This window comes from Caulobacter sp. GW821-FHT12D05 (assembly GCF_058807295.1).
The window spans coordinates 125253-136757 of record NZ_JBXAQO010000006.1; the positions used below are offsets into that span (position 1 = coordinate 125253).

General features: G+C 68.0%; 11 protein-coding genes. 5 read left to right on the forward strand and 6 right to left on the reverse strand.

What is annotated here, in order from left to right:
- Position 1: 1 nt before the first annotated feature.
- Positions 2–388: a VOC family protein gene (locus tag AC1RRR_RS25480; RefSeq protein WP_454715158.1), complete on the reverse strand. Its 387-nt coding sequence runs from the start codon at positions 386–388 to the stop codon at positions 2–4.
- A 106-nt stretch (positions 389–494) separates the two neighbouring features.
- Here AC1RRR_RS25480 and AC1RRR_RS25485 point away from each other — a divergent pair, with 106 nt between their 5' ends.
- A complete protein-coding gene (locus tag AC1RRR_RS25485) occupies positions 495–995 on the forward strand; it encodes a hypothetical protein (protein ID WP_492817398.1) in 501 nt (166 codons plus the stop codon).
- Here AC1RRR_RS25485 and AC1RRR_RS25490 read toward each other — a convergent pair.
- Positions 992–2005, reverse strand: a complete 1014-nt coding sequence (locus AC1RRR_RS25490; protein WP_492817400.1) for an SDR family oxidoreductase — start codon at positions 2003–2005, stop codon at positions 992–994. The two genes, AC1RRR_RS25485 and AC1RRR_RS25490, sit on opposite strands and share 4 nt — an antisense overlap.
- A 113-nt stretch (positions 2006–2118) precedes the next feature.
- Here AC1RRR_RS25490 and AC1RRR_RS25495 point away from each other — a divergent pair, with 113 nt between their 5' ends.
- Positions 2119–3534, forward strand: a complete 1416-nt coding sequence (locus AC1RRR_RS25495) for an MATE family efflux transporter (protein WP_492817402.1) — start codon at positions 2119–2121, stop codon at positions 3532–3534.
- Here the strand turns inward: AC1RRR_RS25495 and AC1RRR_RS25500 are convergent.
- Both AC1RRR_RS25500 and mdoH read right to left on the reverse strand, forming a co-directional pair.
- Positions 3531–4427 carry a cobalamin biosynthesis protein CbiG gene (locus tag AC1RRR_RS25500; RefSeq protein WP_492817404.1) on the reverse strand — a complete coding sequence of 299 codons (897 nt, stop codon included), beginning with the start codon at positions 4425–4427 and terminating at the stop codon, positions 3531–3533. The genes AC1RRR_RS25495 and AC1RRR_RS25500 overlap by 4 nt on opposite strands.
- 90 nt (positions 4428–4517) lie before the next feature.
- Entirely contained in the window at positions 4518–6509 is a 1992-nt protein-coding gene (gene mdoH / locus AC1RRR_RS25505; protein WP_492817406.1) for a glucans biosynthesis glucosyltransferase MdoH, read from the reverse strand.
- 374 nt (positions 6510–6883) lie between these two features.
- Between mdoH and AC1RRR_RS25510 the strand changes: the two genes are divergently transcribed.
- Positions 6884–7141, forward strand: coding sequence for a copper-binding protein (locus tag AC1RRR_RS25510; RefSeq protein WP_492817408.1), 258 nt, complete (start codon positions 6884–6886; stop codon positions 7139–7141).
- Positions 7142–7148: 7 nt separating this feature from the next.
- On the opposite strand, the gene AC1RRR_RS25515 is transcribed toward AC1RRR_RS25510, so the two are convergent.
- On the reverse strand, positions 7149–8174 hold the full coding sequence (locus AC1RRR_RS25515; RefSeq protein WP_492817410.1) for an NADP-dependent oxidoreductase: 1026 nt from the start codon (positions 8172–8174) through the stop codon (positions 7149–7151).
- A 115-nt stretch (positions 8175–8289) separates the two neighbouring features.
- Between AC1RRR_RS25515 and AC1RRR_RS25520 the strand changes: the two genes are divergently transcribed.
- Positions 8290–9207: a Gfo/Idh/MocA family protein gene (locus AC1RRR_RS25520; RefSeq protein ID WP_492817412.1), complete on the forward strand. Its 918-nt coding sequence runs from the start codon at positions 8290–8292 to the stop codon at positions 9205–9207.
- Positions 9208–9216: 9 nt separating this feature from the next.
- On the forward strand, positions 9217–10218 hold the full coding sequence (locus AC1RRR_RS25525) for a hypothetical protein (protein WP_492817414.1): 1002 nt from the start codon (positions 9217–9219) through the stop codon (positions 10216–10218).
- Positions 10219–10263: 45 nt separating this feature from the next.
- Here the strand turns inward: AC1RRR_RS25525 and AC1RRR_RS25530 are convergent, their stop codons facing one another.
- Complete coding sequence (locus AC1RRR_RS25530) at positions 10264–11448, reverse strand: MFS transporter (protein WP_492817416.1); 1185 nt, start codon at positions 11446–11448, stop codon at positions 10264–10266.
- Positions 11449–11505: the final 57 nt, after the last annotated feature.

The following is an 11505-nucleotide window of genomic DNA, read 5'->3' on the forward strand; positions in this document are numbered from 1 at the left end:
CTCAGTGCTTGGGTTGCAGCAGGTCCCAGCGATTGCCGGACAGGTCCTCGAACACCGCCACCGTGCCGTAGGCCTCGTGGCGTGGCTCCTCCAGGAAGGTGACGCCGGCGGCGCTCATGCGGGCGTGGTCGCCGGCGAAGTCGTCGGTGTGCAGGAACAGCCAGACGCGGCCGCCGCCCTGATTACCGATCGCCGCGGCCTGGTCGCCGACGGCGCGGGCCAGCAGGAAGTTCGTCCCATCGCTGCCGGGCGAGACCACGACCCAGCGCTTGCCGTGGCCCATGTCGGTGTCTTCGACCAGGGTGAACCCTAGCTTGCCGACATAGAAGCCGATCGCCTCGTCATAGTCGGCGACGAGCAGGGACACGAGAGCGACGCGGCGGGCCATTTGCGACTCCTTGTTCGGAGCCGATTGCATAGCATGCGTCAGCCGGTTGTCAGCGTGGTCAGTCTAGAAGCGCGTCCATCCTTCCCGAAGACCAGGAGATTACCCCATGAACCGCGCTCTCATCCTGACCCTCGCCGCGCTCGCCATCGCCCCGGCGGCGTTCGCCGACGCGCCCAAGACCAAGGTGACCGAAGTCGCGGTCAAGGACATCCCCGCTGCCGTGGTGACGGTGGTCAAGGCCGCGGCGCCGGGCATGACCATCAAGGAAGCCGAGCTGAAGGAGCGCGCCGACCGCCGCTACTACGACGTCGAGGGCGTGATGCCGGACGGTTCCGAGATCGAGTTCGACCTGCTGGAGAAGAACGGCGCCTGGGAGATCGTCGAGACCCAGCGCGACATCGCCTGGGCCTCCGCCCCGCAGCTGGTGCGCGACACGGCCGCCGCCTCGGGCAAGGCGATCAAGCCGGTCCGCGTGATCGAGAGCAAGCAGACTGACGGCATGGTGATCTACGAGCTGTTCGCGGCCGGCAAGCCCGACGAGCCCTCGATGGAGGTCAGCCTGAAGGACGGCAAGGCCAAGGTGCTGGCCGAGGTCTGGCCGCACTAACCCCCGTTGTACCCACCGATAATCGGCAGGATCTCGCCCGTGATGTAGCTGGCCGTCTGCGGCGAGGCCAAGAAGACATAGGCCGGCGCGATCTCCTCGGGTTGCGCCGCCCGCTTCATCGGGGTCTTGGCCCCGAACTGGGCGACGTCCGGGCCCAGCTTGTCGGCCGGGTTCAGCGGGGTCCAGACCGGGCCGGGGGCCACGGCGTTCACGCGGATGCCCTTCTCGATCAGATGCGTGGCCAGCGAGCGGGTGAAGGCGTGGATGCCGCCCTTGGTCAGGGAGTAGTCCAGCAGGTCCTTGTTGCCGAGCAGGCCGGTCACCGAGCCGGTGTTGATGATCGAGCCGCCGTTGGGCAGGTGCTTCACCGCCGCCTTGGCCATGTGGAAATAGCCGTAGAGGTTGGTCCGCAGGGTGCGGTCGAAGTGCTCCTCGGTCAGGTCCTCGAAGTCGAGCACGTGCTCCTGGAAGGCGGCGTTGTTGACCAGGATGTCCAGCCGGCCAAACTCGGCCACGGTGCGCTCGACCGCCGCCTTGGCGTAGGCCGGGTCGGCCACGTCGCCGGGCAGCAGGATGGCGCGCCGGCCTTCCTTCTCGACGGCTTCCTTGGTCTCCTGCGCGTCGGTGTCCTCGCTGAGATAGCCGATGGCCACGTCCGCGCCTTCGCGGGCGAATAGCACCGCCACGGCCCGGCCGATGCCGCTGTCGGCGCCGGTGATCAGGGCGACCTTGTGCTCCAGCTTGCCCGAGCCCTTGTAGAAGGGGGCGTCGTACATCGGGGCGGGGTCGAGCCTGTACTCCTCGCCCGGCTTGGCCTGGTGTTGCTCGGGGTAGGGCGGGGCGGGGTAGGGACGGGCGCCGGCCTGCATGGCGTGGCTGCGCTTGTCGTCCTCTTCCTTCGGCTCGAAGGACCGCTGCTCCTTGGCGTCCAGCGGGGCCTGGATGTCGCGATAGGCCTGGGCGACGCGTTCGCCGGTCTGTTCGAACTCGGGGGTCTGGGTCTCGGACATAGCGCGCTCCTGAAGGGCTGAGCCCCGAAAACCACTGGGCTCGCGCGACGTTCCAACCTGCGCCGAATGCGGGTTGCCCGAAAAACGGGCATGGGCCACCCTGCGCGCCTTCTTTGACATTGGTGACGACCATGCCGCGCGACGCGGCCGGAACGGCGCTTCCTCCGAAGCGGCCGCGCGGCCCCATCATGACCGATCTGATCGAACTGCTCCGTTTGGCGGGGCCGGTGATCCTGTCGCGCCTGGGCATCATGGTCATGGGCCTCACGGACGCCATCGTCGTCGGTCACTTCTCGGCCCAGCAGCTGGGCTTCCACGCCATGGCCTGGGCGCCGTCGTCGATCTTCGTGACCATGAATGTCGGCCTGCTGGTCGGGGTGCAGGTGATGACCGCCCGCGCCATCGGGGCCGGCAAGCGGCACGAGACCGGCGCGGTGCTGCGCCGGGGCCTCAGCTATGGCCTGGGGCTGGGCCTGGCCTCGATGGTGCTGCTGGCGCTGTTCGGTTCGCTGTTCCTGCACAGCCTGGGCTTGAAGGATGGCCTGGCCGACGGTGCGACCGTTCCGCTGATCGTCTTTTCGCTGTCGCTGCCAGTCTACGCCATCTCGGTGGTCCTGACCTTCTGGCTGGAGGGGCTGGCGCGGCCAGGGCCGGGGGCGGTGTTCATGTGGCTGGCCAATCTCGTCAATCTGGCCGCCAACCTGCTGCTGGTGCCGGGGACCTTCGGCCTGCCGGCGCTGGGCGCGACAGGCGGGGCCTGGTCGACCTTCATCGCCCGCACCGCCCTGATGCTGGCCCTGGCCATCTACGTCCTGCGCATGAAAGAGGCCCGCGCGCTGGGGGTCTTCGACAAGCCGGCCCGCGACCGCCCGGCCGAGATCGAGCAGCGCAAGATCGGCTACGGGGCCGGCGCGTCGAACTTCTTCGAGGTCTCGGCCTTCGCCGGCATGAACCTGGTCTGCGGCTGGATCAGCGCCATCGCGGTGGCCGCCTACACCGTGGTGCTGAACGTCTCGGCGATTATCTTCATGATCCCGCTGGGCATGGCGACCGCCACGGCCGTCCAGGTCGGCCGGGCCTATGGCGCGCGCGATCCGGAAGGCATGAAGCGCGCCGGCTGGATCGCCTTCGCGGTGATCGGCGTGGTGGGCGTGCTGTCGGGCCTGATCCTGTACCCGACCAAGCACTGGGTGGCCCTGGCCTATACGACCGACCCGGCGGCCCTGCAGATGATCCTGCCGGCCCTGGTGCTGGCCTGCTTCTTCCTGGCCCCGGATGCGGTGCAGGTGGTGGCGGCCCAGGCCCTGCGGGCGCGGGGCGAGGTGTGGGTCCCGACGGTGACCCACCTGATCAGCTACGCCCTGGTCATGGGTCCGCTGGCCTGGTTCCTGGCCATCCCGCGCGGCATGGGCCTGAACGGGGTGCTGATCTCGATCATCGTCACCAGCTTCCTGGCGGCGGCCTTCCTGCTGACCCGGTTCCGGATGCTGGACTGGCGGGACCGGAAGCTGGCGGAAGAGCGGGTCTAGGCCCCCAGGATCCAGCCCTCTTCCGTCTCGGCGGCTGCGACGGCGTCCTCGGGCAGGCTCTTGGGCGCGGCGAAGATCGCGCCCAGCTTGCCGGCTTCGTCCAGCTTGGCGAAGTGTTCGGCGAGACCCCGCACCTGGGCCAGGTCCTTGACCTCGCCGGCGCCCGGCACGGCCTTGATCAGCGACGGATAGACCTCGGCGACCACGGTGGCGACGCCGTCCAGATCGGCCTCGGTCAGGGTCTTGAAGCCGGTCTCGAACGGCCACACCCGCACGGTGTCGCCGCGCGCGTCCTTCAGGCGGCGCACGGCCGGGATGCCGACGATCGCCTGACCGCCGACCGAGCCGTTGTAATAGAGCTTCCAGATCGAGTGCGCGCCCTTGGCGGCCTCGTCAGCGTAGCGGAACTCTGGCAGGTCGTCCGGACCGTGCTCACGCGGGCGCTTGGGCTGCAGGGTCGTCAGGGCGTCCTTGGGCGGGCAGCCCCAGAACGGGAAGGGACCCCCGGTCAGGCGCCGGTTGATCTCCGAGCCGACGCCGAAGCGGTTGTTGGTGTTATCGGCCTTGTCCTTGACCATCTTGGCCAACTGGTCCCAGACCGCGCGCCAGCGGACCTCGCCCGGCAGCGACAGGGCCGCTGAGAGCCCGCGCGGGAAGCCCAGTGGGAAGTCGAAGCCCACCAGGGCCCGCTCATTGCGCTTCTTCAGATCGTCGAGGACGGCGGCCAGCCGGGTCTCGGCCTCGCCGCGCGTGGCGGGATTGTAGCTCTCGAAGGTGAGCCGGAAGCGCACGTCGCGCTTGAGCACGCCGATCCAGATGGAATCCGCGCCCGTGGTCGGCTTGGCCGCCGCGCTCCAGTCGACGATCACATAGGCGCTGAACAGACGCGACACGGCACGCGGCTCCGTCGAGGTGAGGGAAGCCGCGCTTCTACTCCCCCGAGAGCCTCCGGGCCAGCCTAGGAAAGCGCTTGACGCCCTTTATCAGGCGGCGTCGCGCACTTCGTTGCTGGGGCCGATCGGGCTGCCGTTGCGGGCGAACCAGCGGATCGGCGGTTCGCACGACGGACCCAGGGCCGCGCGGACGATGGCCGGCGGGCGGCGCTCTTCTGGGGTCATGAACAGACCGTTGGTCTTCAGCTTCAGGCCGGCGACCTTGTTGGCGCCCAGCATGGTCAGCGGCACGGCGACGATCAGGCCCAGCAGGATCGGGGCGGTCGAGGTGAACAGGTCCGGCGTGAACCAGAACACCGCGCCCAGGGCCAGGCCGGTGGCGCTGATCCAGCCCATGGCGGCGCAGGCCTCCTTGAAGCTGACCTTGTCGGCGTCGCGGCGCTGGGTGGCCCAGCCGCCGACCTTGCCGGCCATGATCTCGATGATCGCGCGGGTCTGGGTGAACATCAGCATCGGGGCGACCAGAGCCGAGAGCAGCATCTCGACGGCCAGGCCGGCGGCCACGCGGCGCTTGCCGCCGAAGCCCTTGGTTTCCTGCTTGCGCGAGAAGACCAGGATCGAGCCCAGGATCTTGGGGCCGAACAGCAGCACGAAGGTGATGATCATGGCCCAGGCGGTGGCCTGGATCTCGCGCCAGTCGATCAGGGCGTGAGCGGCCGCTTGCAGGTCGGCCATGGTGAAGGCCGCCTTCTTCAGCTCGGGCATCAGGGCGCGCGAGGTGATGCCGGCCGACAGGGCGATGAACCACAGCGGCGACAGGGCGTAGCTCAGCACGCCGATCACCAGGTGCAGGCGGCTCATCCAGTGCAGGCCGGGCAGGGCGATCAGCGGCACGTGCTGGACGTTGCCCCGGCACCAGCGACGGTCACGGGTGGCGAAGTCCAGCAGGTTCGAGGGGCTCTCTTCGTACGAGCCTTCCAGGTACGGAGCCAGGTGCACGCTCCAGCCGCCGCGGCGCAGCAGGGCGCTTTCCAGGGCGTCGTGGCTCATGACCTCGCCGCCGAAGGGCTTGGGGCCGCCCAGGTGCGGCAGGCCGCAGGTCTCGGCGAAGGCGCGGGTGCGGACGATGGCGTTGTGGCCCCAGAACGAGCTCTCGGTGCCCGACCACCAGGCCAGACCCGTCCAGGCGACGCGGCCGTACAGGCGCGTGGCGAACTGCAGGGTGCGCGCGAAGATCGTCTGGGCGTTGATGATCATCGGCATGGTCTGGATCAGGCCGGCGCCCGGATGACGCTCCATGGCGTCGGCCAGGCGGACCATGGCCTCGCCGGTCATCAGGCTGTCGGCGTCCAGCACCAGCATGTGCTCGTAGGCGCTGCCCCAGCGGCGCACCCAGTCGGCGACGTTGCCGGCCTTGCGGCCCGTGTTTTCCTTGCGGACGCGATAGAAGACGTTGCTGTGGGCCTCGCGGCGGAAGCGGGCGAAGCAGGCCTGCTCGGCCAGGGCCACCTGGGCGTCGCGGGTGTCGCTGAGGACGAAGATGTCGAAGTGGCGGCTCATGCCCGTCTCGGCGATCGAGGCGTCCATGGCGCGCAGGCGGGCGAAGACGCCGGCGGCGTCTTCGTTGTGCACCGGCATCAGGATGGCGGTGCGGGTGTGCAGCTTGGGCATGGGCGCTTCGCCATCGATGCCCAGCGGATCCTTGGGCTTGCCCAGCAGGATCGCGAAGCCGGCCACGGCGGTGCAGAACCACAGCGACAGGGCCAGGAACAGCGGGGCCAGCAGCACCACGACCACGGCTTCCAGGCGGGTCACGCCGCCCAGGGCCACGGTGTCGAAGGTGGCCTTCCAGCCGGCGAAGCCCATGATGATGGTCGCCACGGCCACGATCCAGCGGCGCATGGTCATGTTGGCGGCGAGCGCCGTGGCTCGGCGCGAGCCGCCTTGCCAGAAGCCCAGCGGCTGGACCGGCATGGCCAGCGGCACTTCAGCCGGGATCTCGACCGTGTCACGGCGAACGACCTGATCGAGGGTGACGCTCGTGGAGGAGCGTACGTCGAAGAGGCTGGAGCGATCGCTCATATCGTCAGATCTCGGACTTTTCCGGCGGGCCGGGCTCTCTCCGCACGCTTCGACGTCTGGAGCCTCTTTCCGCTGGCCCGCGCATCCGCTAGGGACGGGCAGGGCGGTTGTGACAGCTTCGTGACGGTCGAAACCGGCGTGGAGAGCCGCCGGTCATCCCTACAGTAAAACTTCGATCACAAATTCGCTACCGGAAATCACGCCGATTTCGCAGTTGCGAGAAAAAACGTCGGAAACGCGTCGCGCGAGCGGCGCTCGCCGATCTGGGGAATTTCGGTAAGGCTATGAATATTAGGTACTTTGTCGCCGCTGTCGCCGTTCTGAGCTTGACCGCATGCGGACAAGCTTCGCAGGACGGCCGTTCAAAACCGGGCGTGGTCGAGGTCATGCCGTCAACGGAATCGCTACCCGCCTATGATGCGCAGGGAGTGATTTCCAGCCTGGACGGCCAGATTCTCACGCTCGATCACGACGGCGCGAGCGCGGCGGGCCTCAAGCCCGGCCGTAACCAGTTCAAGGTCTATGCGGACGTGATCGCCGAGGCGCCGATCACGCCGGGGACGCGGGTGAAGTTCCAGTTCAAGAAGACGCAGGCGGGGCTCGAGCTGTCGAAGCTCGAACCCCGCGAGTAGGTGGCCGCTACTTCAGCTTCACCAGCATCTTCCCCAGGTTCTCGCCCGAGAACAGCTTCAGGAAGGCGTCCGGCGCGCGCTCGACGCCGTCTTCCACCGTCTCGTTCCACTTGATCTTCCCGGCCTTGATCCACTCGCCCATGTCTTTGGCGAACTGCGGATAGAGGTCGTAGTGGTTCGAGACGATGAAGCCCTCCAGGCGCAGGCTCTTGCCGACGGCCAGGATGATGTTGGAGGGGCCTTCCGGCTTACCGGTCTCGTTATATTGCGAGATCATCCCGCACAGGGCGAAGCGGGCGAACGGGCGGGCGGAGTTGATGGCCGCCTCCAGGTGGATGCCGCCGACATTCTCGAAATAGACGTCGATGCCCTTGGGGGCGACCTTGGCCAGTTCGGCGACGACGTCGGGCGTGGCCTTGTAGTCGATGACGTGGTCGACGCCGATCGACTTCAGGAACGCCACCTTCTCCGGTCCGCCGGCCGAACCGATGACCGTGTGGCCCTTCAGCTTGGCGATCTGGCAGACGACGGAGCCCACCGCGCCGGCGGCGGCCGAGACGAACACCACGTCACCGTCCTTCAGCGCCGCGACGCGCAGCAGGCCGGCATAGGCGGTCATGCCGGGCATGCCCGCCACGCCCAGGAACGCCTGGGGCGGGACGCCCTGCGTATCGATCTTGGTGATCGCCCCCATGCCGGCGGCGGCCAGGGCTTTCGGATTGGCGTTGAAGGCCTCGCGCCAGCCGAACATCGAATTGACGATGTCGCCCGGCTTGAAGTCCGGATCATTGGAAGCCGTGACCTCGCCGATCGCGCCGCCCTGCAGGGCCTGGCCGATCTGGAACGGCGGCACATAGCTGGGGCGGTCGTACATGCGGCCGCGCATATAGGGGTCGACCGACATCCACAGGTTCCGGACCTGGACTTCGCCGTCGCCCGGCGCGGCCAGCTCGACGGTCGCCAGGTCGAAGTCCGAAGCCTTGGGCAGGCCGACGGGACGGCTCTTCAGGCGGATCTCACGCGAGGTGGTCATGGGCTTCCTCCGACAGGCTCTTGGCGAGCGTTGCTAATTTAAACGGATGTTTAGCGCGCCCTTACGGAAGTCTCCAGTGCTTCTAAGCGGTCCCGAAGCGCGGTAGACAGCCGGCATGACCCAAGACCTCAAGGCAGGCGTCGTCGGCGCCGGTGTGTTCGGCGGCTATCACGCCAAGAAGTATGTCGAGCTGGATGGCGTCACGCTGGTCGGCGTCTACGATGTCGACCTGGCCCGCGCCGAGGCCTTGGCCGGTCCGCTGGGCGCCAAGGCCTTTGACGACATCGACGCCTTCCTGGCCGAGGTGGACGTGGTCACGGTCGCCGCGCCGGCGGTCCACCATGCCGCGCCGGCCCTGGCCGCGCTGAAGGCGGGCAAGCCGGTCTATTCCGAAAAGCCGATCGCCGTGACGCCCGAGGACGCCGACAAGATGGTCGCCGCCGCCGCCAAGGCCGGCGTGCCGCTGGCCTGCGGTCATCAGGAGCGCGTCGTGTTCCAGGCCATGGGCCTGTTGGACATTCCCGAGCAGCCCCTGCGCCTGGAAGCCGTCCGCCGGGGCACGCCCTCGGACCGCAACCTGGACGTCTCGGTGGTGCTGGACCTGATGATCCACGACATCGACCTGGCGCTGGCCCTCTGCGAAGGCCAGCCGATCACGGTGGAAGGCGAGGGGGACGTCACCCGCTCGAGCTCGCTGGACTGGGTGAGGGCCGAGGCCACCTTCGACAACGGCTTTGTCGCCATCTTCGACAGCTCCCGCGTGGCCGAGGCCCGCGAGCGGACGATGAAGGTTGTCTACCCCTCGGGCGAGGTCGAGATCGACTTTCTCGCTCGCACCTTCCGCAACACTACCTCGTTCCCGCTGATCGAGAACTTCACCGAGACTTCCGCCGGCAAGGACCCCCTGGGCCTGTCGGTCGCCGGCTTCCTGAAGGCGGTGCGCGGCGAGGCCCCGCGTCCGGTCGTCACCGGCGAGGAGGCCGCCCGGGCGCTGGACCTGGCGCTGGCGGTGGAGTGGGCGGCGGAGGGCTAGGATCGTCGGATGCGGGAAACGTTCTGCGTATACCTTTCGCAGTGGTGGGTTCGGCGAGACGTTTTTACCTGGCTGGACAGGTTTGATCGGATGTCGGCCGTCTTGGACGGCGCACGCTTTCCCGTGAGATCGGCGTTTGAGAGCGACGCCAGGCTGTCGATTTCCGCAGGAGGCATTCCCGAGAACGTCGTGGCGGCGCTCAAAAGCAACGACAAGACCTTGCTGGTGCGGACTGACTTCACGTCAGCCTTGAAGCTGGAATTCGAATACGAAGTCCCTTCGGACGAAGAGCTGAGACGTCAGATCAGCGCATCGGACGGGCGCGACCTCGACCACCTGGCTTTGTGGCGCTTCGCCGTCGAGAGCGAAGTCCACCACGAGGTCGCCATCTTCAATATCGCGATGGACCTGTCGCTGCCCGGATCCAGCTTCCATGGTCTCTATGCCCTGGAAAATCGTGGCGTGGTCACGGTGCACGATAGCAAGAGCGCGCATATCAATGACGATTTTGACTATATGGAAGAACAGGGCCTGGCGCCGCGTCCTGACCTGAGCTTCGAGGCAGTCTGGAAGACGCTGAACTCGACCCGCGGCTTGAGGGAAGGCGTTTCGAACACGCCTTTCGGCAAGATGATCGGCGCGATCACCTACTTCTATACGGAGGGCGGTGACCCGGCCCGTTTCCAGGACGTGGGATGGATCTGCCGCGGGCTTGAAGGCTTCTTCTGCGAGGGATGGGCAAAACGCGCCCAGCAGGTGGAGAGGAACGCGTCCGTTTTTCTGGGGATCGAGAAGAAGCGGGCTCGATCCCTTCTGAAAAATCTCTACGCGGTGCGGTCGCCGCACATCCACGGAAACAGCGACATTTCGAGCGCGTTCGTCGATGTGGAGCCGCACCCAGGCGAGGCCTCCACCGAAGAGTGGAATGCGAAGCACATCGGCGCGTACTTCCTCATCGAGACCGCCCGGGAATGTATCCGGCGTGGAATAGATCGTCAGGCGTTTGCGTAGGTCGCGCGGGAGCATGACGCGCGCTCGACGGTGACGCCCTCAACCTCATCGCCGTCTTCCGCCCGAGACCTGCAGCAGCACGGCGATCATCGCCAGGCCGCCGCCCAGCACCGCCACCGCGCTCCAGCCGCCGTGGGTCCAGGCCGCCGCCGCGGCGGCCGAGCCGCCTGCGCCGCCGAGGAACATCGCGCCCATGAAGAGGGTGTTCAGCCGGGCGCGGGCCTGGGGCTTGAGGGCGTAGACCAGCGCTTGGTTCGAGACCAACGCGCCCTGCACCGCGAAGTCCAACACGACCACACCCACCAGCAGGCCCGCGACCGAATTCCATAGGCCGAAGATCAGCCAGGCTACCAGAGTCAGGATCGCGCCGAGCGCAATGGCCAGGTGCGGGCCGCGCTTGTCGGCGAACTGTCCGGCCAGCGGCGCGGCCATGACGCCCACGACACCGACGATCCCAAACACGCCGGCGACGTCGGCCCCCAGGCCAAAGCGCGGCTCCTGCAGGTGCAGGGCCAGGATCGTCCAGAAGGCGGTGAAGGCGGCGAACAGGTTGGCCTGGGTGAAGGCGGCCAGGCGCAGGGCAGGGTGCTCGACCCACAGCTTGCCTAGCGAAGCGAGCAGGGCGCCGTACGACAAGTCGCTGTCGGGCTTGCTGCGCGGCAGGGTGGCGGCCATCAGCAAGCCGGCGGCCGAGGCGATCGGCGCGGCCAGCCAGAACATCGCCCGCCAGCCCAGGCCCGTGGCCACGAAGCCGGCGACGGTGCGGCTCAGCAGGATCCCGCACAGCAGGCCCGACATCACGATGCCCACCGTGGCGCCGCGCTTGTCGGCCGGGGCCAGATGCGCGGCCAGCGGCACGATCTGCTGGGCGACCGTGGCGGCCATGCCCAGCAGCAGCGAGGCGGCCAGCAGCCAGCCGGCGGTCGGCGCCTGGGCCGCCAGGACCAGGGCGAAGGTCAGCGCCATGAACTGGCCGACGATCAGCGTCTTGCGCTCGACGCGGTCGCCGAGGGGCGCGAGCAGCAGCAGGCCGGCGGCGTAGCCCAGCTGGGTCGCGGTGGGCACGAAGGCCGTCAGCGGGCCGGGCAGCTCGCGCTCGATCAGGCCCAGCATCGGCTGGCTGTAATAGATGTTGGCGACGGCCAGGCCGGCGGCGGTCGCCATCGAGAACGTCAGGCCCCGGCCCAGAGGCGCGGCCTTGAAGGCCGCGCGGGGGATGATGAAGGTCATGGTCGGCTCCAGGGAGAGCAGCGTTCGCTCTCCGTCGGGCCGGGATGTATGGACTAT

Bases quoted from the DNA above. Each gene is read 5' to 3' on its own strand.
- AC1RRR_RS25490 (WP_492817400.1), bottom strand. From the start codon at position 2,005: ATGTCCGAGACCCAGACCCCCGAGTTCGAACAGACCGGCGAACGCGTC.
- AC1RRR_RS25520 (WP_492817412.1), top strand. From the start codon at position 8,290: ATGACCCAAGACCTCAAGGCAGGCGTCGTCGGCGCCGGTGTGTTCGGC.
- AC1RRR_RS25485 (WP_492817398.1), top strand. From the start codon at position 495: ATGAACCGCGCTCTCATCCTGACCCTCGCCGCGCTCGCCATCGCCCCG.
- AC1RRR_RS25525 (WP_492817414.1), top strand. From the start codon at position 9,217: ATGCGGGAAACGTTCTGCGTATACCTTTCGCAGTGGTGGGTTCGGCGA.
- AC1RRR_RS25530 (WP_492817416.1), bottom strand. From the start codon at position 11,448: ATGACCTTCATCATCCCCCGCGCGGCCTTCAAGGCCGCGCCTCTGGGC.
- mdoH (WP_492817406.1), bottom strand. From the start codon at position 6,509: ATGAGCGATCGCTCCAGCCTCTTCGACGTACGCTCCTCCACGAGCGTC.
- AC1RRR_RS25480 (WP_454715158.1), bottom strand. From the start codon at position 388: ATGGCCCGCCGCGTCGCTCTCGTGTCCCTGCTCGTCGCCGACTATGAC.
- AC1RRR_RS25515 (WP_492817410.1), bottom strand. From the start codon at position 8,174: ATGACCACCTCGCGTGAGATCCGCCTGAAGAGCCGTCCCGTCGGCCTG.